General features: G+C 28.5%; 26 protein-coding genes. 14 read left to right on the forward strand and 12 right to left on the reverse strand.

The window, feature by feature from the left end:
- The 6 genes from Q1A15_RS19400 to Q1A15_RS19425 all read left to right on the forward strand — a co-directional run.
- Positions 1-1344, forward strand: a 1344-nt coding sequence (locus tag Q1A15_RS19400; RefSeq protein WP_299627844.1) for a T9SS type A sorting domain-containing protein, incomplete at its 5' end; no start/stop codon positions are given.
- A 96-nt stretch (positions 1345-1440) separates the two neighbouring features.
- Positions 1441-2766: a hypothetical protein gene (locus Q1A15_RS19405; RefSeq protein ID WP_299627846.1), complete on the forward strand. Its 1326-nt coding sequence runs from the start codon at positions 1441-1443 to the stop codon at positions 2764-2766.
- Positions 2767-2862: 96 nt separating this feature from the next.
- Positions 2863-4779, forward strand: coding sequence for a hypothetical protein (locus tag Q1A15_RS19410; protein WP_299627848.1), 1917 nt, complete (start codon positions 2863-2865; stop codon positions 4777-4779).
- 11 nt (positions 4780-4790) lie between these two features.
- Positions 4791-5483, forward strand: coding sequence for a hypothetical protein (locus Q1A15_RS19415; protein ID WP_299627850.1), 693 nt, complete (start codon positions 4791-4793; stop codon positions 5481-5483).
- Between the two features lie 396 nt (positions 5484-5879).
- Positions 5880-6641, forward strand: coding sequence for a LytTR family transcriptional regulator DNA-binding domain-containing protein (locus Q1A15_RS19420; protein ID WP_299627852.1), 762 nt, complete (start codon positions 5880-5882; stop codon positions 6639-6641).
- A gap of 85 nt (positions 6642-6726) precedes the next feature.
- Entirely contained in the window at positions 6727-8517 is a 1791-nt protein-coding gene (locus tag Q1A15_RS19425) for a DUF885 domain-containing protein (protein WP_299627854.1), read from the forward strand.
- A gap of 51 nt (positions 8518-8568) precedes the next feature.
- On the opposite strand, the gene Q1A15_RS19430 is transcribed toward Q1A15_RS19425, so the two are convergent.
- The gene (locus Q1A15_RS19430; protein WP_299627856.1) at positions 8569-8778 is read right to left on the reverse strand and encodes a hypothetical protein; all 210 of its coding nucleotides are present in this window, start codon (positions 8776-8778) and stop codon (positions 8569-8571) included.
- Positions 8779-8788: 10 nt separating this feature from the next.
- Positions 8789-8998 carry a hypothetical protein gene (locus Q1A15_RS19435; RefSeq protein ID WP_299627858.1) on the reverse strand — a complete coding sequence of 70 codons (210 nt, stop codon included), beginning with the start codon at positions 8996-8998 and terminating at the stop codon, positions 8789-8791.
- Positions 8999-9332: 334 nt separating this feature from the next.
- On the opposite strand from Q1A15_RS19435, the gene Q1A15_RS19440 reads away from it, so the two are divergent.
- Positions 9333-10109 carry a hypothetical protein gene (locus Q1A15_RS19440; protein WP_299627860.1) on the forward strand — a complete coding sequence of 259 codons (777 nt, stop codon included), beginning with the start codon at positions 9333-9335 and terminating at the stop codon, positions 10107-10109.
- Positions 10084-11010 carry a helix-turn-helix domain-containing protein gene (locus Q1A15_RS19445; protein WP_299627862.1) on the forward strand — a complete coding sequence of 309 codons (927 nt, stop codon included), beginning with the start codon at positions 10084-10086 and terminating at the stop codon, positions 11008-11010. Before Q1A15_RS19440 ends, Q1A15_RS19445 begins: the two co-directional genes overlap by 26 nt.
- A gap of 1 nt (position 11011) precedes the next feature.
- On the opposite strand, the gene Q1A15_RS19450 is transcribed toward Q1A15_RS19445, so the two are convergent.
- Positions 11012-11923, reverse strand: coding sequence for a glycerophosphodiester phosphodiesterase family protein (locus Q1A15_RS19450; protein WP_299627864.1), 912 nt, complete (start codon positions 11921-11923; stop codon positions 11012-11014).
- A gap of 194 nt (positions 11924-12117) precedes the next feature.
- Here Q1A15_RS19450 and Q1A15_RS19455 point away from each other — a divergent pair, with 194 nt between their 5' ends.
- Positions 12118-13290, forward strand: a complete 1173-nt coding sequence (locus Q1A15_RS19455) for a nuclear transport factor 2 family protein (protein ID WP_299627866.1) — start codon at positions 12118-12120, stop codon at positions 13288-13290.
- Between the two features lie 60 nt (positions 13291-13350).
- Here Q1A15_RS19455 and Q1A15_RS19460 read toward each other — a convergent pair whose 3' ends face one another.
- From Q1A15_RS19460 to Q1A15_RS19480, 5 genes are all read right to left on the reverse strand, one after another.
- On the reverse strand, positions 13351-13620 hold the full coding sequence (locus Q1A15_RS19460; protein ID WP_299627868.1) for a hypothetical protein: 270 nt from the start codon (positions 13618-13620) through the stop codon (positions 13351-13353).
- A gap of 178 nt (positions 13621-13798) precedes the next feature.
- Complete coding sequence (locus Q1A15_RS19465; protein WP_299627870.1) at positions 13799-14482, reverse strand: hypothetical protein; 684 nt, start codon at positions 14480-14482, stop codon at positions 13799-13801.
- A gap of 10 nt (positions 14483-14492) precedes the next feature.
- Positions 14493-14699, reverse strand: coding sequence for a hypothetical protein (locus Q1A15_RS19470; RefSeq protein ID WP_299627872.1), 207 nt, complete (start codon positions 14697-14699; stop codon positions 14493-14495).
- A gap of 105 nt (positions 14700-14804) precedes the next feature.
- On the reverse strand, positions 14805-15221 hold the full coding sequence (locus Q1A15_RS19475) for a hypothetical protein (RefSeq protein WP_299627874.1): 417 nt from the start codon (positions 15219-15221) through the stop codon (positions 14805-14807).
- Entirely contained in the window at positions 15211-15792 is a 582-nt protein-coding gene (locus tag Q1A15_RS19480; protein WP_299627876.1) for a sigma-70 family RNA polymerase sigma factor, read from the reverse strand. The genes Q1A15_RS19475 and Q1A15_RS19480 overlap by 11 nt, the downstream gene beginning before the upstream one ends.
- Positions 15793-15928: 136 nt before the next feature.
- On the opposite strand from Q1A15_RS19480, the gene Q1A15_RS19485 reads away from it, so the two are divergent.
- From Q1A15_RS19485 to Q1A15_RS19505, 5 genes are all read left to right on the forward strand, one after another.
- On the forward strand, positions 15929-16324 hold the full coding sequence (locus tag Q1A15_RS19485) for a DUF6249 domain-containing protein (RefSeq protein ID WP_299627878.1): 396 nt from the start codon (positions 15929-15931) through the stop codon (positions 16322-16324).
- A 95-nt stretch (positions 16325-16419) separates the two neighbouring features.
- On the forward strand, positions 16420-17751 hold the full coding sequence (locus tag Q1A15_RS19490) for a M28 family peptidase (protein ID WP_299627880.1): 1332 nt from the start codon (positions 16420-16422) through the stop codon (positions 17749-17751).
- The gene (locus Q1A15_RS19495) at positions 17751-18320 is read left to right on the forward strand and encodes a YdeI/OmpD-associated family protein (RefSeq protein WP_299627882.1); all 570 of its coding nucleotides are present in this window, start codon (positions 17751-17753) and stop codon (positions 18318-18320) included. The genes Q1A15_RS19490 and Q1A15_RS19495 overlap by 1 nt, the downstream gene beginning before the upstream one ends.
- An 85-nt stretch (positions 18321-18405) precedes the next feature.
- Positions 18406-21015, forward strand: coding sequence for a zinc-dependent metalloprotease (locus tag Q1A15_RS19500; protein ID WP_299627884.1), 2610 nt, complete (start codon positions 18406-18408; stop codon positions 21013-21015).
- Between the two features lie 69 nt (positions 21016-21084).
- Positions 21085-21969 carry a TIGR01777 family oxidoreductase gene (locus Q1A15_RS19505; protein WP_299627886.1) on the forward strand — a complete coding sequence of 295 codons (885 nt, stop codon included), beginning with the start codon at positions 21085-21087 and terminating at the stop codon, positions 21967-21969.
- On the opposite strand, the gene Q1A15_RS19510 is transcribed toward Q1A15_RS19505, so the two are convergent.
- The 4 genes from Q1A15_RS19510 to Q1A15_RS19525 form a co-directional block, all read right to left on the reverse strand.
- The gene (locus tag Q1A15_RS19510; RefSeq protein WP_299627888.1) at positions 21966-22715 is read right to left on the reverse strand and encodes a hypothetical protein; all 750 of its coding nucleotides are present in this window, start codon (positions 22713-22715) and stop codon (positions 21966-21968) included. The genes Q1A15_RS19505 and Q1A15_RS19510 overlap by 4 nt on opposite strands.
- Before the next feature lie 79 nt (positions 22716-22794).
- Positions 22795-22983, reverse strand: a complete 189-nt coding sequence (locus Q1A15_RS19515; RefSeq protein WP_299627889.1) for a hypothetical protein — start codon at positions 22981-22983, stop codon at positions 22795-22797.
- Between the two features lie 398 nt (positions 22984-23381).
- On the reverse strand, positions 23382-23570 hold the full coding sequence (locus tag Q1A15_RS19520; RefSeq protein ID WP_299627891.1) for a hypothetical protein: 189 nt from the start codon (positions 23568-23570) through the stop codon (positions 23382-23384).
- Positions 23571-23699: 129 nt separating this feature from the next.
- Positions 23700-23885, reverse strand: a complete 186-nt coding sequence (locus tag Q1A15_RS19525; protein WP_299627893.1) for a hypothetical protein — start codon at positions 23883-23885, stop codon at positions 23700-23702.
- Between the last annotated feature and the right edge of the window lie 68 nt (positions 23886-23953).

Here is a 23953-nt window from a genome sequence, read left to right on the forward strand (position 1 = left end):
TTAACTGCAACTCCTAACGCTGGTTATCAATTTGATGGTTGGTCAGGTGACGCTTCAGGAACTACAAATCCATTAACTATTACAATGGATGCCGATAAAACTGTAACTGCAGTATTTAGTAAAATTCAGCATACCTTAACTACTAATGCTACTAACGGAACTATTTCTAGAAATCCGAATACTCCAACTGCTGGAACTTATGATTTCGGAACTGATGTGGTTTTAACTGCAACTCCTAACGCTGGTTATCAATTTGATGGTTGGTCAGGTGATGCTTCGGGAACCACAAATCCATTAACCATTACAATGGATGCGGATAAAACCGTAACAGCAATATTTATTAAAAGTAAGGAAATTTCCGTTTTTGCAAACGGATTCACTTCTCTTGAAGGAATAGCGGTAACAACAAACAATGAAGTATATGTTTCTGAACATGATTCAGGTAAAATTTATAAAATAGATCCTAGTGGTACTAGCACTGAATTTGCTGCTTCTGGTTTCAGACTGAATGATATTGCTTTCAACGGAAGTAATACTTTATTTGCAGCGCAAGGTTTTGTTGATGACATTATGATTTCTGATGCTACTGGAAATCTTACTGAATATGTAGATGCATTTAATAAAGGTCCATACGGAATAACATTTTATAATAACGAATTATATTATACTTCAGACAATGGTGTAGTTTACAAAATTGATATTAATAAAAATGAGACAATATTTGCAGATGGATTCTTCTCTGTTGCTGGTATAGATTTTGACTCTAAAGGGAATGCATATGTTGCTGATAGAAGTGATAGAAAACTTTTTAAAATTGCTACCGATGGTACTAAAACTACTATTGCTAGCGGATCTGCTAGAATAATCGGTGTAGAAGTTGTTAACGATATTGTTTACTATACTTCAAGTTCTTTTAGTTCAGATAAGATTGTAAAATATAATCCTGAAACAAATACTACTGAAGATTATGTTACTGAAAATTTAGATGACCCTAGAAATTTAGAGGCTGATTATTTAGGTAACATGTACATCACTAATGGTGGTAACGGAACTATAGTTAAAGTTTTTGATGAAAACTTAAAGAGAGCTACAAATAGTATTAATGACGAAGTATTCAACAGTAAGCTTAAATTATATCCTAATCCTGCTAATGATGTAATTAATATTATAAATTCGGATTCTTCTATAATTAAAGAGGTTACTTTAGTAGATGTTTTAGGTAAAGAAGTTTTAAAGACTAAATCCACTAGAATTGATATCTCAGATTTACCAAATGCTGTTTATCTTGTAAAGATTAAAGGTGATAATAATAAGATTGCCATCAAAAAAATAATAAAGAACTAAACAGTCTAAAATATATTTTCAAACCTCTTTGTAAACATGCAAAGAGGTTTTTTTGTAACATTGTGTTATCAACCTATACTAATTATATAAAAAACTATGAAGAGTAACTATACCAGTATCAAGTTTAAACAATGGTTAGATAAATTACAACAAGAAAGTTGGCAATTAGAATTGCTTATTTCTGGTTTTGCTATAGTTGCTTTAGGTTCAGCTATCGAGTTTTTAAGGGATAAAACTAGTGCTGCTCAAGCTATCGAAAGTCCTGCTGAATTCTTTTATATGATGCTTTCTTCATTTAGTATGATTTTAATCTTTAACCTAATCATACATATTGTATTTAGAGGTTTATGGATTGGTTCTGTAGGTTTACGATATGTCTCTGGAGATATTGATTATGAAGTTTTAAACTACAGCAAAAAATTTACTTCATATTTAGAAAAAAAAGTAGGTTCATTCGATAAATATATTTCTAATTTAGAAAACATTTGTAGTACATTATTTGCACTTACATTTATTGTACTTTTTTATTTTCTGTCTTTTTTCTTTTCATTTTTAATACCATTTGGACTAATCACTATTTTAGATAAAATAATTGCAATTCCTGATTTTATTATAAAAATTATACAAGGACTTCTTTCTATTTTTATATTTTTTGGTTTAATCCTAACCTTTATTGATTTTATTACACAAGGGTATTTAAAGAAGAAAAAATGGACATCAATAATTTACTTTCCTGTATATAGAATCTTCAGTATTTTAACTTTATCATTCTTATACAGACATTTAGTTTATAACTTTTTAGACAACAAGTTCGGTAAAAGACTTTTATTCTTTCTAGTTCCTTTCTACATACTGGTTATGGTTATTTCTTCTATTGAAAATGTGCAGTCAAATTATATTATAAATAATTCATATTCATCAGCAAATTTTGCTAAAAACAGACATTACTTAAACACGTATGAGAAGAATGATTATGTTCGAGACATAGCCATAGAATCGAAAGTAATCGATAAATCTTATTTAAAAATCTTTATCGTTTTTAAAAGTAAGATTGAAGACATTATAATTGAAAAAAACAAAGATTTACAGCCTCAAAAAGATGTTAGAGGAATCAACAGTAGAATGTTTCGATCTAATTATAGATCAAGAAGAAAACTTAAACTTTTAGATAGTCTACATACTCCTTACTTAAAAACATTCAATGAAATCTATAAAGTGAAAGTTGATACAACATCTTTTAAATCTGATTTTATTATTTCTAAAGTAAATAACCAATTAGGATTTGAAACTATTATTCCGTTAAAAGACTTTTCAGAAGGAAAACACACACTCAAAGTCGGTAGACTTGAATGGTCTAAAAAAGATAAGAAGGAAGTTCTAATGAAATTAATCGAAATCCCTTTTTGGTATTATAAAGATTAAATCTAACTATCAGCTAACTTTAAATACAAAGATTATCAATTATTAAAGCTCAATATTCAAATTGTATTATATTTGCGCGCTTTAAAAATTGATGTTATGAAACTTTACAACCAAAGTAAGCTTGTAATCACATGCTTGTTATCTTTTTTATTTTTTAGTTGTTCATATAATTTTTCTGATGATTTTGAACCAAATATTATTATCCCGTCTGCAGACGCTAGTAATTTATTTATTATCGATTTCAATGAAAACGACATTATAAATGAACAAAAAAGACTTGAATATAAGTTCGAAGGAACAACTAATCAAATCACTTTAGAATCTCAGGTTTTCTTAGATAATGATCAAATAGGTTCTGGATGGAATGATGGGATCGGTAACTTCACATTATTTCCTGACAGGTATACAGATGGCGAACATACGATTAAAATTGTTCACAAACATACATCAGGATCTCGAAGTATAGCTGATCAAATTCAAGAAGAAACTATAGAAACAACTAGAGTATTTAAGTTTATTGTAAAACGTAATCCTGCTACTCCTCCAGCAATAACTGAGGTAAGAGTAGAAAATGGTAGTATCAGCATAGAATGGGGAGAAATTACAAGTACAGATTTTGAAAATGCTTTCCTGAATATTGAGCAAAAACATGGTGAAAAGAAAATCCCTTTAACAAGTGAAATGTTGAATTCGAAAAAATATATTGATGAAAATACAATCATTTTTGAAGGTAACTCAAATTCAAGAGGGTATGATTCTCATTCTTATGCTACTTATTCAATTGTATATACAAGTGAATACAACGAATTAAAAGGGCAACAAAGAACATTAAGATATGGACCTGAATGGTTAAATATTAAAATTTCTTATGAATCTAATTCTACTATGAAATTAGTTTGGGAACAGTATCCTTTATACAACAATTTTGAAAACATTAGATTTTTCGCGTTCGGACAAAGTTTTTTAGGTTCTAGTAATGGTGGTGAAAAAGCTTTTAACGAAACGTATATATTTGGCAAAAAATATTCTTGCACTCTAAGACCTATTAAAGATCAAGAATACCCTCCTACTTTAAGTATTTACGATATTACTTTAGATGGAAATACTTTTGGAACATTTGAACATAATGATTTCTATTCTTTAGATTTTGTTTATAATCCTATCACAGAAAAATATTACGCCTTAATAGGTGAAGATAGAACTGGTAGTGAGATTAGTTATGGTATATATGAATACTCTAGTTCAATGGAATTAATTCGTAAAAAGAGTATTCCACAAATTACAAGTTTAAGTTCTATATTTTCACGTAAATCACTTCATCTAAATCCTGAAAACTATAATTTTCATATAGATACTAGAAATGGTTCTTATGAGATTGATAAAAATACACTTAATGTTATTGATAGCCATACCAACGATAGAGGAATTAATTGGTGGCAGATAAAAAGAGGTGATATCTTATTCTCTTGGAATAATCGTGAAAGAAAAATAGATATTAAAAATTTGGCAAGTAATAATGAAATTTACTCAGGACCGATAAATTTTAGACCATTCCTATTTTCTTCTTATGGTGGTAATTTATCTAATGATGGTAAATACGTTCATATCCCAGATTATAATACTTCTATAGGTACTATATATAAAATTGAAAATGATGCGCTTGTTAAAATAACAGAAATCAGTAATTCAAAAGTAATATTTTACGGTGATACAGTTTTATATTCTAAAGGCGATGAAGTTTTCATTCACAATTTGAATACCAATATTTCTACTTCTTTCAACTTCGGAATAGAACCAAAATTTGATCTCGATGTTCAATCTCAAAAAGTATTAGCACAACAAAATGGACATAATGCCATTTATGATTTGTCTACAGGTACACTTAAAACGTTCTTTTCTGAAACAAACAAAAATAGCGAACCTCCTTTCGTTAATGAAGATCGAGATTATAGATTACACCTTTTAAACAACAGAGTAATACATACTAAAGGAATTTACATAGAGAACTATTAAATAAATTGCACATGAAAAAATTAACTATACTGCTTATCTTGATAAGCACTGTAAGCTTATTCGGACAAAAATTAGAACTCACTTCTGATTTTAACTACGGATTCTTAACTAATCAATCTTTAAAAGATTTTCATCAAGAATTAACTGATGATATTCCTTTAAATGGAGTCCAAATCACAGATCACTTCAATTCTAATTATGGTTTTAGTTTTGGTGTTAAAGTAAATAGTATAAACACTACTTTCTTTTACAGTCATAAAGTATCTGGAGCAAAATCATCATATTCAGATTTTTCAGGTTTTATTCGCCTAACCAATGAGGTAAAAGGATCTACTATTGGAGGAATGTATGAAAAAAGTATATCAGAAATAGGTAAAGGAGATCTTTTACTTGGCGCTAAAGGTTTAATTACATTTTCAAATTTAGAATTAATTAATGAAAGTCGCATTAGTAATATGGTTATTAATGAAAAATTTAACTTTAACTCTGTAGATTTTGGAGCTGGCATTCTTTTGACTTATAAAGTACCCATTTCATTTTTCTATTTAAGAGCTTTTGTTGGTTTTGATGCATACTTTAGTGGAAAACTAAAATTTGAAGATATTCCAGAAGCTCATTTACTTGATAGTAATGGCAATGAAGTTACTTCAGATTGGACAGGTATAACTACTGGTATTGGTTTTTCTATTCCAATCATGAAATAATAAATTCATAATATTTTTTTTAGAGAAGGATACTCAAAAGTATCCTTTTTCTTTTGTTCCAAATTCAGTAATGGTTCGTTTACTCATTGAAAAGGTACTTTCACTCATCTTAACACTAATAAAAAAGGGGATTTAGTATCTTCGATATGTTATCATTTGGCTATCCCTAAAAGCAAAAGTGAACATAAAAAGTCAAATGAAATGTGTAAAAATTATATTGTAAAATTATCAATTGTAAATCAACTATTTAATAACTAAAAGAAGAAGTATCTGAGGAAAATTACTAAAAATTGCAATCCTTAATACAAATGAAAACTATTAAAAGTGCTATTGCTAAGCACATATTTATTCCGTAATTATCAATCTAGATGTTCTTCTCTTTAATGTAAAATTTCTATGGATATTTCAGCTATTATTATTGATGAGAAAAACTCAGCAAGAACAAGAATTGAGAACCTACTCAAAACATATGATTCAGTAGATGTTGTTGGAAGTTTTGTTAACGGAACAGAAGCTTTAAAACAAATGAACTATTTAAAACCTGATGTTGTTTTTTTAGAAACTAAGATGCAAGATATTTCTGGTTTTGATGTAATCGATCAAACATTATTAACGAACAAACCTTTATTTATTTTTGTTACCGAACATGATGAGTTTGCTTATAAAGCTTTCGATTATTTAGCCTTTGATTACTTATTAAAACCTTACGATGACAATCGTTTATTAAAATCTCTAACCAAAGTTTTAGATCATAAAAGAAGAGAAAAACTTTTAAGTGTAAACTTGCAAAATATCATGTCTGCAATTGATAGTAATAAAAATGCAGTCGATAAAAAACTAACCGTAAAATCTGGAAATAAGATTTTTCTGATCGATATTCATTCTATCAAATACATTATTGCTTCTGGTTATTACATAGAAATGTATACCGAAAAAAAGAAATACTTACTTCGAGAATCTTTATCAAGTATCATTAGAAGATTAAACTCTAAAATGTTTATACGAATTCACAGATCTACTATAATCAATTCCAACTTTATAGAAGAAATAATTTCTTCAAATTATGGAGAAATGGATGTAAAGATTACAGGTAGTAACACTAATTTTAGAGTAAGTAAAAGCTATAAAAAAATGTTTCAAGGTTCTATAGAAATGTAGCTTGAAATTGATATTTAACAACTAAAATATAAGTAACTCAAAAATTACTTTCAATATATTTGTGTTATACCACAAATAATTAACGATGAAAAAATTATTCTTATCTGTAAGCGCTTGCTTTTTAATATTAGTTTCTTGTAAAACAGAATCTAAAAAAGAAGCCGTTACTAAAACAACTCCCAACCAAGAATTTAATCAGTTACTAAAAGAATATAACGAAGGAAAGTTAGAATTAAATCCTATTAATGCTACATATGCAGGAGATAATCGTTTTAACGATCAATTTCCTAATTTTTTATCTGATGAATATGCTTTAAAAGCAAAAGATTTTTTTACTGGAATAAAAGTAAAACTTGAAGATTATTCTGATGATAAACTAACCGAAAGTCAGCAAATGAGTAAAGCTGTTTTAGCTTGGGATTGTGACATGATGTTAAAACAAATGAGTTTTAAAAACGAACAATTACTTCCAATCAATCAAATGTGGACAATCAATTTAACTGTCGGACAGTTAGCTAGTGGAAGTGGCGCACAACCTTTTAAAACTGCAGATGATTATAACAATTGGTTAAAACGATTAGATGGTTTCAACACTTGGTTACAAACTGCTAAACAAAGAATGCAACAAGGAATTAAAGAAGGTTATGTGTTACCAAAATCATTAATCAAAAAGGTTATTCCTCAATTCAAAGTATTAGCTGAAACAAAAATTGAAGATCATTTATTTAATACTCCTTTTAAAAATATTCCTAAGGATTTAGATGCAGCTGACATCACAAAAATTGAAACTGAAAGTTACAATGTACTTAGTTCTAAATTAATTCCTTCTTTTAAAAGTTTATATAATTTCTTAAATAACGAATATTTAAATGCTGGTTTAGATGCAAGTGGTATTAACGCTATTCCTGATGGTAAAGAATATTATGATCACGCGATAAAAAACTATACTACTACGACTATGACTGCTGATGAAATTCATGAACTTGGATTAAAAGAAGTTGCTAGAATTTTATCTGAAATGGAAAAAGTAAAAGAACAAGTTGGCTTTAAAGGTGATTTAAAAGCTTTTTTCGATTACGTAAGAAATAACAAAGAGTTAATGCCTTATACCGAACCTCAACAAATCATAGATAACTTTAATGCTATCCATGAGAGAATGAAGCCTCAGTTAGAAAAATTATTCGACAACAAGCCTAAAACTCCATTTATAGTTAAGCAAACAGAAAAATTTAGAGAAGCTTCTGCAAGTGCAGAATACAATCCTGGTTCTTTAGACGGAACTCGTCCTGGTGTTTTTTACACACCAATTCCAGACGCTTCTAAATACAATGTATTCTCTGATGAAGCTTTATTTTTACATGAAGCTATTCCTGGACACCATTATCAAATTTCATTAACTCAAGAAAATGAAGACTTACCAGACTTTAGAAAAACACTTTGGTATAGTGCTTATGGTGAAGGTTGGGCTTTATACACTGAAAACTTGGGTAAAGAATTAGGTTTATATACCGATCCTTATCAATATTTCGGAATGTTAGGTATGGAAATGCACAGAGCAATTCGTTTAGTAGTTGATACTGGATTACATGCAAAAGGTTGGAGTCGTGAAAAAGCTATTCAATATTCTTTAGAAAATGAAGCAGAAAGTGAAGCTAGTATTATTTCTGAAATTGAACGTTACATGGCTAATCCTGGACAGGCTCTGTCTTATAAAATCGGACAGCTAAAAATAAGAGAATTGAGAGCTAAAGCTAAAAAAGAGCTTGGTAATAAATTTGATATTCGCCAGTTTCATAATAAAGTTTTAGAAACTGGTTGTATTCCATTAGCTTTACTGGAAGATAAAATCGATAAATGGATTTCATCATTAAAATAATGTAATTAAAAAATAAGAAAAAGAGAAGTTTTAAAACTTCTCTTTCTTTTTTTAGTGTAAACAAGTTAAACCCTGAAGATGTGCTTGTGAAATTCCATGTACACAAACACCAGAACAACAGGCAGAGAAATCATGATCTGGATTGGTACAATCGCCATGTTGTTTACATTCATGTCCGAAGAAGTGACGTAACCCTCCTTTTATTTCCTTTTGAGATTCTTTACTAATTATTTTACCTAAGTTTATTATTGAATTTTTCATTTCTATTTTTTTAATTGTTATTTGTATTATATCCCCATTCATTTGCATACCATTCATCAAAAGAACACATTGCGCATCTTCCAAATTTATTCATGCAAGTCATAAAACCACATGGATTACCTCCTGGACTTTCATCTGGATCTCTAAATCTTCCTCCTTGTATTTGCTTCTGATCTTTTTTTGTTAATGGTTTTCCTAAGTTCAATATCGATTTTTTCATATTTCGAATTATTTAAGTAAAAGTTATAGCCTTATTATTTTGAGACATAAAGCACTTTAATGTCTTTCTTCGCGAAAAATAGATTGAGAATACTATTGCAATAATTTTCTTTTCCACTTCAAAGAAAAAACAACCATTAAAATTTTACAAAATGTACATTCATAATTTTATAAATTTAGTGGCTTCAACAAACTAAAAATCAACAGAATCAAGTACTACAAGCTTAATAGAACTAAAACCTATATTTATAAATTTATGTGTTTAGAGATATTCTTATCTCTTTTTTTATAATTTAAAATGTTACGTTAGCTATTACTAGCCTACTTATTAGTATATGAAACACGCCTCTATTTTAATTATTGCTATTTATTTTTCTATTACGAATTGTTATACTCAAAATGAAAACTTTAGATTATTTGATTCTTTTGAAAGTTTAACTGGATTCTCTTTATATCAAGTATTAGAAAACCATCAACAGAAAAACTATAAATCAATTGAGAACATTGTAGATATAATAACCTACAATATTGAAAAAACTAATAATTATCAATTGAAAGGAGACCTTCTTTTTTTAGAAGCATTTATTAGTATGAAAAAAGGAGAAAAAGCTTATCGATTAGCTTTAAAGAACTATGAAAAATTTGCCGAATCTAAACTTATAAACTATCCATATAAAGCAAAACTACATCTCTTAACAGCTTATAAAACGTATTTTAGAGGAAAATGGTCAGAATCATTAAATCAATTTGATCGTAGTTTAGAACTTGCAATAATAGAAAAAGATCAAGTTGCAGAAATTATTTCAAAACTATATAAAGCCTATATTTTTTCTTTTACAATAGATAAAACTAAAGGTTTAAATGATCTAAAAAAACTATATAATGAATTAGAAACAAAAAAAGTTACAGAGGATATTAATAAGGATATTTTAATCTATAAATCAAGAACACTTGAGTTAATTTTACGTCATTATATATTAAATGAACCACAAAAAATAGATTCAATTGTTAAGTATAACAAAATCTATAGTTCAAAAATCAGAACTATAAATGATACTTTATTTCTTCCAAGAATGTTTCTTTTAAATGCATATACCTGCAAGATTAAATAATAAAAGGGTCTCTGAAAATTATTTAGATAAGGCTAAAAATAATCAGCAGAATTATTTTAATCATTTTATCCTAGTTAGCACGTACTTTCATCAAAATGAATTTTATAAAACTATTTTGACCATTGAAAGCCATAAGGACTTTAAAAATATAAATAACGAAGATTATCCATGGCTAAGTCCTGAATTTTTACTTTTAGCTAAAGCTTATGAAAAAATACAAGATTTTAAAAGTTCAAGTTTCTATTACAATCATCATAATAAAGCTAAGAAAGAGCTAAACAATCTTTTAGATTCAGTTTCACAAGTAATACGAGAAAATGAAAGAGTAAATTATAAATATCAATTACAAAAACTCAATATCGAAAAAAACGATACTTCGCATAAAATTGATTATTTAAATATTATCATTAGTCTATTAGTAGTAAGCTTATTAATTTCTATCTTATATTTTTACTACGACAAGAAAACAAAAGAAAAATTACATATACTCTCAATACAGAATTTAATTAAAATTCAAGCAAAAACAGAAAAAAAGAAAGAAGTAACAATAAAACCCGAAATTGTTAAATACATAATTGAAGCTTTAAAAGTATTAGAAAAAACTAAGTTCTTTTTGGATATCAATTGTAATGCTTACAATACTGCAAAAAAAATAAATACGAATACTACTTATCTATCAAAAGCTATTAATTCACATTATAAAAAAAGTTTTAATGAATATATAAATACTTTAAGAATAGAATACGTTGTGAAAAAACTTGAATATGATAAAAAATATAAGAATTATAGTATTGCAAGTATAGCTAATGAATTAGGCTATAAAAGTTCTGATTCATTTAGAAAAGCTTTTAAAAAACACACAGGGTATCTTCCTTCAAACTATATAAAAACTATGATTTAACTTATTGTTTATTTAAAACCTTTGCCACTTCTAAAGGACGATCTGTAGCTATAATATTAGCTCCATTTTTTATATAGGTTAAGTATATACTATCATCTCCTTTAGCAACAGCACTTTTATCAAGGTTTCCTAAAGTTCCTAAAATCGTTTTAATTCCTTTTTCTTTAAGTTTTTCGTAATGAGTTAATTCTGGTTGACGAGTTCCTACAAAACCTAATAATTTATCTGCTGGTAAATTTGCTTTCTCTATTTGCTCTAATGCACCGTCGTTTCCTGCAGAAACAGAAATCATAACTTCTTTATTTAAACTATGTACCAAAGTAGCATCGTTAACACTATATGTAATAATGGCTGCATAATCTATAGCTTTATGTTTTTCAACAGCTGCTATTACTTTTTCAAAAGGAACTCCTCTCTTAATATCTAAAGTAAATAATACTTTGTTTTTACCCCAAGTTAGAACCTCGTCTAATGTTGGGATTTTGAACTCAGTAATATTTCCTTCATTATCTACTAACTTTAAACCTTGTAATTCTTTATAAGTTTTATCCTGAATTGGTCCTTCTCCATTTGTTGTTCTATTTAACTTATTATCATGCATTAATACTAAAACACTGTCTTTAGACATAGCCACATCGCATTCAATAACCACAGAAGCTTGTTCTGCTACATTATTAAAAGTTTCAATAGCATTTTCTGGAAAACCTGGATAAGGTCCTCCCCTATGTGCACTTATTAAAGGAACTGGATTTTTTTTCCAAGCTTCAAAAGAAGTAATTATATCAAGATTTTTCTTGCTTGAATTAACTTTCTCTACTTTTTCAATTTCAGCTTTTTTTGTTTCCTTGTTTTTACAATTAACAACGAATAAGCTTATTAAAAATACCGGAATTATAAGTTTTAAAAATTTCATATGCGCACTTTACTATGTGAATAAACGAGTAAAATTAAAGCTCTTTTACTGAATAAAAAACAATCTTAACATTATGTTTAAGTAAAGAATAGTTCAGTAAATTCAATATTTAGAGTTGTTTTTATCTATCAATTTAGATCTAATTTCTCTATTGAATTCAGTTTTAGTATTTTTAAGGTCTCAAATTATTTTTTATGAAAAAGTTATTGTTGTTATTCTTCCCTATTATTTCTTTTGCACAATTAAATACTGAGGTATATTTATTTGATATCAAAAAAAAAGGTAAAGAATGGAAAGTAACTAATGGTAGAAATATTTCTAATAATAAAGCTTACGATAATCAACCGCATTTCTACGACGATTTTACTGTAATATTTTCTTCTACCAGAAATAAACAAACAGATATTGCTAAATACGATATTAGAACCGGATCTGTAACTTTTATAAATAATACACCTAATGGTGGTGAGTATTCTCCTCAGAGAATACCAAATTCTAAAAATGTTTCTGCTGTTCGATTAGATAAAGACGGAAAACAACGTTTTTATGAATACAATATTAACACAGGAAAAGATAAAGAATTGATCAAAGATTTAGTGATCGCTTATCCTTTGTGGTACGATAATAACACTGTTGTTTCTTCAGCCATTGTTAGTGATTCTTTAGAATTGAATGTGAGTAATATTAAAACACAAAAAAACACGCCTATTTTTAAAAATGTAGGACGTTCTTTTCATAAAATTCCAAATTCTGACCTGGTTAGTTTCATGAAGAAAAATGGTGGTAGATGGGATATTTGGTCTTTGAACCCTAAAACATTAGAAACGAAATTAATTACCAGTACAATTGAAAATCAAGATGTATGCTGGTTACCTGACGGAACTTTATTAATTCCTAGTAAGAATGTAATTTTTAAATATCACCCGAAGAAAGATCAAGGATGGTCTTTATTTTACAGATCAACAAACGAAGAAATTAATAACATTACTAGAATTACTGTAAGTGATGATGGTTCACAAATTGCTTTTGTTGCTGAAGAATCTCCAAGACATATCGTTCAAAAACAATTAGAAGCTTACAACAAAAGAGATTTAAAAACATTTCTTTCTACTTTTAGCGATGATGTAAAAGTGTATACATATTTAGATAAACTTAATTATCAAGGTAAAGAGAAAATGAAAATGGTTTACGGACCAATGTTTAAAACCGTAAAAGATTTACACTGCAAGATTTTAAATCGAATTATTAAAGGAAATAAAGTTATAGATGAAGAACAAGTTACCGTAAATGGTAAAAGCTTTAAAACTGTAGCTATTTATGAAGTTAATAACGGTAAAATTACAACTGTTCGATTCTTACGACAATAAAAAACTTCTGATTTTCATGGAGAATCAGAAGTTAAGAAATGTATTAATTTGAAGAGTCTTTTAATTTTTCTCTTTTTTTAATATCGTAGTATCGTCATTTTTCTTTTTTACTTTTGACTTCGCTTTAACGATTTTTAATGTTTTTGCTCTTGGATCTTGATTTCTTGTTGTTTTTGCCTGAACTAAAGTTTTTTTCTTCTGTTCACTTTTTTTAACAACAGCTGTTTTCTTAACTACTTTTTTTACTTCTTTTTGTTTTGTTTCTTGAGCATTTACTAATATAAAAGAACCTAGTAAACATGCTACAAGCAAACCTTTAGAATATTTCATATGCTTTAGTGATTTGTTTGAAGTCTTTCGTTATTAATCGCTACAAAACTTCAAAGGGGTTGTCTTCTATTAATTGTTATGTTTAAATATAACAATTTTTAATTATAAAACACTGATTTTAAAACCAATAAAAAAGCACCTAAATATTTAGGTGCTTGACTTTTGTAAATATAAAATCTTATTCTTCTTTTTTCTTAGAGCTTAGTTTCTCTAACTTTTCTTCGCTCTTGGCTAATTTAGATTTCATCTTCAACACTTTTTCATCGTGCTTTTGAATTCTCTCTTGAATCTTAGTAACCTTTGCCATCTTCTCATTATACTGCTCTTCAGTAATTTCTCCAGATGATTTCTGAGCTTCTAAACGTTCCTTAGTTTTAGCTATTTTAGTTTTAGCTTTTATATTTTTTTCTTCGTAAAAAGCAATCTTCTCTTTTTTATTTTCAATTCTTTGTTGAACTGCATTTGCTTTTTCGTTCTTATAAGCTTTTTTCTTAGCTTTTAATTCTTTACGTTTTTCTTTAGTAGCTTCTTTATAAGTTGCCAACTTTTCTTTTAATTCAGGATTCGCTTCTAAGTACGCCTTTTTTTCTTCTTTAGACATACCTTTCATCTTTTCTTTATGAGCTCCTAAAATTTCATTTTTCTCTTCTTTCAGCTTTTTCTTCTCTGCTTTAATCTCAGCCTTTTTCTCTTTAAGTTCTTTTTTCTTTTCCTTCATCTCTGCCTTCTTTTCTTTCATGGCAGCTTTTTTCTCTTTAGCTAGTTCTTTTCTAGCTTTCTTTTCTGCTTTTGATTGCTGAGCTGATGTTGTACTTATAAAACCAATAAGAAAAACAACTAATATATATTTTGAAAATTTCATATTCTTTATTTTATAAGTTATCTAATGCTTTTAATTCATTTTCTATTTCATCAGCTTCTTTCTGTAGCGATTCTACATCTTGATCTACTTCTTTGTCAACTGCTTCTATTTTTTGTTCTAGTTCAACTGCTTTTTTCTTCTCTTCCTCTGCTTTCTTATCTCCGCAAGCAAGAGCTATAAATGAAAAAGCTAGTACGATTAAAAAGTTTTTTTTCATAAGGATTATTCTTTTAGTTATTCCTGTGAATATAAACTTTTTTTAACAGATTTTAACAAAAAGACTTAATCAAAACAAAACCATAACATTTTAATAAACAAAAACTTAAACCTTAAACATAGATTCAAATCGTTTTTTCAAGAAATAAAATTGACCTAAAACTAAAAATGAAATCAGAACTAATACATAGGTCATATTAGTTGATAATGATATCAAATTCAAATTACTGAATAGAGATATTTCTGGAAGTTCGAAACTAATGTTCAACTTAGGAAACATTGCAGATGGAGATAGACTTAAAACATATAAAATAACTACTATAAAAACCACTAATAAAGCATACCAAACTCTATTAGATATTAAAGGTGTATACTCAAAAGTTAAAGCTTTTTGAGTCTCTTCCTCTAAAATAACATTCATAATGTTATTGGTAAAATCAATTGACGGAACTTCTTGTTCAATCTCCTTTATGTACTTTTCGTGAAACGAATCTAATGCTTCAAAATCTTTATTATCTTCCATAATTATCAATTAATTCAGAAGTTACACTTCTATTAATTATTGCTAATAATTTCTTTCTTCCTCTATGCAATGTAACTTTAATATTCGCTACTGATAATGTAGTTACTTCTTGTATTTCTTTTAAACTAAACTCATCAAAATAAAACATCCATAACAAAGAACGTTCTTGCTCTGGTAATTTTTGTAAACAACCTTTCAATAATTTAGATCGTTCTTCTTTATCTATTTTAGTTAAAATATCATCTGTACTTTTAACTTTATTTTCAGTTACTTCATCAATAGTAGCTGTAAGATATCTTTTTTCATTTTTCTTCACAACATCTAAACAATTTCTATAAGCAATCTTATATAGCCAAGTAGAAAATTTAGATTCTCCTTTAAATTTACTCAAATTTTTATAAGCTTTTATAAAAGTATCTTGAGAAACTTCTTCTGCCTCTTCCCTATTGTTTAACATTTTAAAAGCTAAACTAAAGACCATTACCTTATACTTTTCTATTAAAAAAGAAAAAGCATTTGTTTCACCTGCTAAGGTTTTAGTTATGTATTTTTGGTCCTTGTTGATAGTCATTTCCCGTAAGACAGCGAACAATTTAAAAAGGTTACAAAAAAATTAAAAATCTTTTTTAGAAAAAAACTGTAACCTTTTTTAAAATCATACTGTCTCAACTACAAACACATTAAAAATCATTTAAAATATATTACATATGGAAGTAGTTATCGTATTTCTTTCTTTTTTCTCAGTAGTCTTCGGAATTTTCTACCTGTTTTATTCTACAAGAAATAGAGAACGTTTAGCTTTAATTGAAAAAGGAATGGAAGCTAAAATATTTGCTAAAGGAGAAATTAAAAAATCAACATTAACAGGAAGAATTATCATACTTAATTTCGCTTTATTACTAATGGGAATTGGAGTTGGTATTTTATTAGGATCTATTTTAAGTTACCATTTTGCTAGTCCGCCTAAAAACTTTATCGATGGTAGAATCGAACAACAAGTTAGAATTTCGGCTGAAGTTTTTTATACCTCTTCTATCTTTTTATGTGGTGGTGGAGCATTACTTTTAGGTTTCTATCTTACAAAAAGATTAGATAAAGAATAAAATTAAACATCATTATAGAATCTGTTTAAGGGAATGTATTAAAAATGCATTCCCTTTTTTCTTTTGTATTTTTAGAAAAACAAACTTAATTACAAATGAATAAATTCTTATCAATAGCATTGCTATTCTTAACTATTACTTCCTATACTCAAACCGACACTAAAATCTATGACATTATAAATAATATTTCTGCGGAAAGAATAAAAGCAGATATTAAAACACTTGCTGATTTTGGAACTCGACACACCTTAAGTGATACTGTATCGAATACTAGAGGAATCGGTGCTGCTAGACGCTGGATAAAAAAAGAATTCGAAACAATTTCTAAAGAGTGTAACAATTGTTTAGATGTTTTTTATCAGAAAGATTTAGTAAAAAAAGGAACAAATCAAAGAATTACTAAAGATGTTTGGGTTGTAAATGTAGTTGCTATTCAAAAAGGAACTAAAAATCCGAATAATTATATCGTAATGAGTGGTGATATTGATTCACGAATTACAGATCCAAATAATTATACAGACAATGCTCCCGGAGCAAATGATAACGCTACAGGAATGGCTGGTGCAATAGAAGCTGCGAGAGTTTTAAGTAAATATAAATTTGATAACAGTATTATTTATGTTGGACTTTCTGGTGAAGAACAAGGTTTATTTGGAGGAAAAGGATTAGCTAAATATGCTAAAGACAAAGGATGGAATATTGTTGGTGTTATGAATAACGATATGATTGGTAATATAAAAGGTGTCGATGGTGTAATTGACAATAGAACTTTCAGGATTTTTTCTGAACCAGTTCCTCCTACAGAAACTGCTCAGCAAAGAAGAGCACGTCGTTTTTACGGTGGTGAAGTGGATGGAATTTCTAGACAACTTGCTCGATATATTTATAAAACTACTAAGACTTACATGCCTGAGATGAATCCAAAAATGATTTATAGATTGGATCGTTTTGGTCGTGGAGGACATCACAGACCTTTTAATGATGCTGGTTTTGCAGGAATTAGAATTATGGAAGCTCACGAAAACTACACACAACAACATCAAGACATTCGTGTTGAAAATGGAATTGAATATGGCGATCGTTTTAAATTCGTAAATTTTGAATACGCAAAAAAACTAACCGCTGTAAATGCAATTAACTTAGCAAGTATTGCCGCTGCTCCTCCTTCACCTAAAAATGTTGGTATTGGTGGTATTGTAGAAGCTTCTGCAAAATTTAAATGGGATGCTGTTAAAGGTGCTAAAGGATACAAAATCTACTGGCGTGATACCACTTCTCCTACTTGGGATCATTTCAAATATGTGGAAAATGTGAATGAATTTGTACTTGACGGAATTGTCGTCGACAACTTTTTCTTTGGTGTAAGTGCTATTGGTGAAAACGGTCATGAAAGTATTGTTAGTTTCCCTTCTAAAATTATTCGTTAATGTCTGAAAAAATACAATTATACTTTAAAACTGATCAAGAGTGGTATAATTGGTTATTAGAAAATCATAATACATCTCAAGGGGTGTATTTGATTTTTTATAAAATTGAAACAAAAATCCCTTCCATGCGATGGGAAGAAGCTGTGAAAGTTGCTTTATGCTTTGGCTGGATAGATTCAACTGTAAAAAGTTTAGGGAATGGTAAACGACAACAATACTTCTCACCTAGAAAACCTAAAAGTGTTTGGAGTAAGCTTAACAAAAGCTATATTATTGAATTAACTGATCAGAATTTACTTCAAGAAAGCGGATTAAAATCCATACAAATTGCTAAAGAAAATGGAAGTTGGTCGCTTTTAGATGATGTAGAAAACTTAATTATTCCTGAAGATTTACAAAAATCCTTTGATACAAATCCAATTGCTTTTAATAATTATAAAAACTTCGCTCCTTCGTATCGAAAAAACTATCTCTATTGGTTATTTATGGCCAAAAGAGAACATACTAGAAACAACAGAATAGATAAAATTATTGAATTGTGTAAACAAAATATTAAAAGCCGTACCTAACGATTTATTAAATCATTAACAAGTTTTTAACGATTTTAATAATATTTTTACAATCCATTAGAAAAATCAATTCAAAAAACATAGTATGATGTTTACACAAAAACCAAGATTAGTATTATCTATCTTCTTGGCATTATTACTTTTAAGTAGTAGCGATATCGATGCGCAAAGAAGAAAAAAGAAAAAAGACAAAGGGAAGGCAAAAACTGAAATGCCTAAGAAACCAAAGAAAAAGCCTAAAAAAACTATTGCTGACCTTACCAAAAAGAGTACTAAAATAGAAGGTTTATTCACTATTTTTCAAGATTCAATAACAGGATCAGTAAAATTATTAGTAAAAAAAGATCAGTTAAATAAAGACTACATTTATTTCTCTCAAATTGCAGATGGTGTAACTGAAGCAAATGCTTTTAGAGGTTCATATAGAGGATCAAGTATTTTTCATATCAAGAAATATTTCAACAAAATAGAGTTTGTTGCTCCAAATACTTCTTTTTACTTTGATAAAAACAATGCTATCGCTAAATCTGCTGAAGCAAATACAAGTGATGCAATTATTGCAAGTGCAAAAGTTTTAGCGTCTGACGATAAAAAAGGAGAATATTTAATTGATGCAAGTGGATTATTTCTATCTGAAGCTTTAACTAGAATTAAAGCTCCTAGTTTTCCAGGAAGATCTCCTTTCGCTTTTAAATTAGGTCGTTTTGATAAGAATAAATCTAAAGTAAATTCTATCAAAAACTATCCTGAAAACACAAATATTAAAACTGAGTATGTATATAACAATCCTTCAGTATTAAACGGAGGAAGTTCTGCTGTAACTGATGGAAGATATGTGTCTATTAAAGTGTTCCATACTTTTATGAACATGCCGAAAGATGGATATGAAACTCGTTTTGATGATCCTAGAGTTGGTTATTTTACAACTCAAGTAAATGACATGACTAGTACGGGTACAGTTAATTACAGAGATTTTGTACACAGATGGAGATTAGTTAAAAAAGATCCTAGCGCAGCTGTTTCTGAACCTGTAACTCCAATTACTTGGTGGATCGAAAATTCTACTCCATTAGAATGGAGAGAAACAATTAAACAAGGTGTTTTAGCTTGGAATGTTGCTTTTGAAAAAGCAGGTTTTAAAAATGCTATGGTTGTAAAAGTACAGCCTGATGATGCTAACTGGGATGCTGGTGATGTTCGTTACAATGTTTTACGTTGGACTTCTTCTCCTAACCCTCCTTTTGGTGGATACGGACCAAGTTTTGTTAATCCTAGATCTGGAGAGATTTTAGGTGCTGATATTATGTTAGAATATGTTCACTTTACAAATAGAGTTCGTTTAGATAAAATATTCAACGCTGCTGCTGCTTCATCTTCAGAAGAAGAAACACATGAAAATTTATTCTTAAATAAAGACAATCATTTATTGTGTTCTGCAGGACATGTAATGCACGAAAACACTATGTTTGGTAAAACTGTATTAGCTGCTACTGGTGCTTCTGATATGGAAATGGAAGGAATGAAAAAAGAAGCTATGATTGCTTTAATTATGCATGAAGTTGGACATACTTTAGGGTTAAACCACAACATGAAAGCAAGTCAGTTATTTTCTCCTGCTGAATTAGCCAATCCTGAATTTATCAAAGGAAAATGTTTAACAGGTTCTGTTATGGATTATGCTGCAATTAACTTAACTCTAGATCCTGCAAAACAAGGTCAATATTACGATACAGCTGTTGGTCCTTATGATGTTTGGGCAATTCAATTTGGTTATACTCCATTTGGAAACAAAACTGAAATGGATGCTTTATTAGCGCAATCTACAAAGCCAGAGTTAATTTTTGGTAATGACGCTGATGATATGCGTTCTCCTGGAAAGGCAATTGATCCAAGAGTAATGACTGGTGATTTATCTAACGATCAAATCTCATATTCTATCGATCGTATTAAATTAGCAAATAACGTTAAGAAAAACATTAAAGCTAAATTAACAAGAACTGGTGAATCTTATCAAGAATTAAGAAATGCATATTATGTGTTAAGCGGACAAGCTGCAAGAGCTGGTGATGTTATTTCTAGATTTATTGGTGGTGTGTATGTAGATAGAGCTATGGCTGGACAGCCAGGAGAAACTCAACCATATACTCCTGTTAGTTACACAGATCAAAAAAGAGCAATGAATGCGTTAAAAACTTACATTTTTGCTCCAAATGCATTTAAAGCTCCTAAAGAGTTATATAATTTCTTAGCTAGACAAAGACGTGGGTATAACTTCTTTAGTGGACCAGAAGATCCTAAAATTCACGCTCAAGTTTTATCATATCAAACTAGAGTGTTAGCTCATATTTTACATCCAAATACATTACAACGTATTAGTGATTCTGAGTTATACGGAAACAAATACCGTCTTTCAGAATTTATGTCAGACTTAAACAATGCTGTTTTCAAAAATGATATTTACGGATCTGTAAACTCTTTCCGTCAAAATTTACAAACACAATACACTAAAATGTTATTGAGTATGGTAAACGGAAGAGGGAAAAATAGATATACAAATGCTGCAAAAGCAATGGCATTATACAACCTAAAGAATATTAAATCTTGGGTAAGTAATGGAACTGGTAACATTGCTACCAAAGCTCATAAAAATCAATTAAAACTTTTAATTACGAATACCTTAAAGGAAATCAAGTAATTAACGTTTTAAATATTTAATTTTAAGAAAACCATAGTAAACTACTATGGTTTTCTTTATTTTTACAGTATGGCAAAAATCTTATTAACTGGCGGTACTGGACTAGTTGGAACTTTATTAGAAAAGAAGCTAAAAGAGAAAAATCACGATGTATACATTTTAACTAGATCTCCTAAAAAAGGGAATCATTTTAAATGGGATTTAGATACAAATTATATCGATGAAAAAGCTTTTGATAAACTTGATTATATAATTCATTTAGCTGGAGCTGGTATTGCTGATAAAAGATGGACAAACCAACGTAAAAAGGAATTAATAGATAGTAGAGTTTCTTCTGCAAACTTACTATACAACTATATTCAAAAATTAAATATTCCTTTGCAAGGTTTTATTTCTTCTTCTGGAATTAATTTTTATGGTGCAGTTACTACAGATAAGATTTACACGGAAAATGATGCACCTGGAAATGATTTTATTTCTAAAATATGTATCGAATGGGAAAAATCTGCAAATCAATTCTCTAGTTTAAACATTCCTGTTACTATTTTAAGAACTGGTGTTGTTTTAAGTAAAAATGGTGGAGCATTACAAAAAATGAATACTCCTTTATTTTTATCTTCTTTAGGAAGCGGAAAACAATTTATTCCTTGGATTCATATTGACGATTTATGCGAAATGTATTGTGAAGCTGTAGAAGATTCGAAATTTACTGGTATTTATAATGCAGCAACTAACGATCATCAAACAAATAAATCGTTTACTCAAACATTAGGAAAAGTATTAAAAAAGCCTGTAACACCTTTTAATGTTCCTGCTTTTGTTCTTAAAATTATAGTTGGAGAATTAGCCATAATTGTACTTCAAGGAAGTAAAGCTTCTGCAGATAAAATAGAACAACAATTCACTTTTAAATACAACAAGCTAGAAGAAGCACTTAAAGAAATTTACAACTAATTCAATTTACGGATAGTAACAAAAGTACTGTTGTTTAATCTCATGACAGGATTATCTGCTTTCATTTTAAAACTAGATTTTAAAGCAACTCCTGTTTTTTTATCAATTTCTAAATCACCTTCTATTCTAGCTCCAGGTAACAATGGAATCTTTCCAAATAATTCTGCTTTAACAAGTGTATCTGTTATTTCTTTAATGGTGTAAGTGATTTCTATTTCAATTCCGTTAGAGTTTTGAGTACTTTTCCAAGACGAGCCAACAGAAACAGCTTTTTCTGGATATACAACTGATTGAAATTGATTTGTCAATTGTTCTATATCTTTTACTTGTTCTGGCTCTAATTTAGTTAATACTGATTTTCCTCTTTTATCAACATTAATAAACATTTTAGTCGCTAATAAAGGAGCCATATCTTTTCGGAATTTTTTCGCATCATCAGATAAATCTTCTTCTTTCATATCTGAGTTGTAATTCACTTCCTCTTTTCCTTTGTTGGTAATTATCGTTCCTAAATAAGTAAACTGGTTTTTAGTATCATAACTTTTATTATCACTGGTAACCCCTTCAACTAACATGTTCATTTTCATTTCCATTTTCATCACAGCTTCACCCAAATCTTGATTCATTTTCATATAAGTTTCATATCGATCTCCTTTTTTATAATTCAATCGTAATAAAACTTTTTCTTGGGCTTTTGAAACTAAGCTTAAAGTGATAATAATTAAGAAGGTAATTCTTTTAATCATGACTGTAATTTTATTATCAAAAATAAGAAAAAAGAGAGACTACTTTTTGTCTCTCTTTATCTAGCTTATAAATGGAAGTTTAACAAACTTCGTCACACTCTTTCTTACATCCTTCTTTATCTTTAGGATCAAATTCACATGCTTCTTTGCATCTTTTGTTATCACACGACCCTACTCCTGCTAATGAACTTGGACCTATTCCTCCCATTATAGATTTTTGTTCTGTTTTAGTTATTACTCTACCTAAAAAAGATATTGGATTTTTCATATTCAAAATAATTTTGCTTAAATAAACTACAGATTTTTTTATAGACTGTCCGGATTTTAGTCTACTCTTCACGAATAAGATTCAATACTAATTTAACTACTATTATAATCTTATATTTTTTATCACAATAAATTGTGACGAACTAGTAAGAAAAGACACCAAAAATCTGAAAAAACAATTTATCCCATACTTAACAGAGATGAATATTCATATTAAAGTTACGCATTAAACTTTTAATTCCCAGTAAGGATTCACGAAAACTACCTTTAGAAAATTGTAAAATTAAATGAACAACTTTAAAGAAATTTTAAATGATTAAATAAGGAAAAGAATACAAAAAACCGAATTAATCTTTTAAAATAAATTAATTCGGTTTTCGCTAAAAAGGTGATTAAAAATTATCTTCCTGATCCACAGTGTTTATTATATGTTTCCATTGCATAATCTCTGTCTCCTTGATAACCACCACCAAAAATAAGACCTCTTAAGGTTTTACAATATTCAAAGCGTGATTCACCACTTCCCTTAATTGTTAATTGCTCTCTTTTAGTTATTACTTTTCCTAATGATAAAATTGATTTTTTCATAATTTTTTGAATTTTACATTTAAATTTTATTTGTAGAGTTTTAGCCATCATACTTAATATTAATCTATTAAATACACTTTTTAATGACTACTTAACTATTCTATTAATGAGTATAATGGGATAATAAGTTTATCCTTGAACACCACAATTTCTATTGTATACCTCTAAAGCATAATCTTGATCTCCTTGATAACCACCACCGAAAATAAGATTCTGTAAAGTTTTACAATACTCTTTTCTAGTTACTCCACCATAAACTGTTTTCAATTCTGTTTGATTCATTACTTTACCTAAAGTTGAAATTGAATTCTTCATATTTTAAAATTTACTTTGATTTAACACATCTTGATAAATTATAGACAATCAAGCCTTTGTCTACTCTT

Origin of the sequence: uncultured Tenacibaculum sp. (assembly GCF_947495995.1) — a bacterium.
In the GTDB taxonomy this organism is placed as follows: Bacteria; Bacteroidota; Bacteroidia; order Flavobacteriales; family Flavobacteriaceae; genus Polaribacter.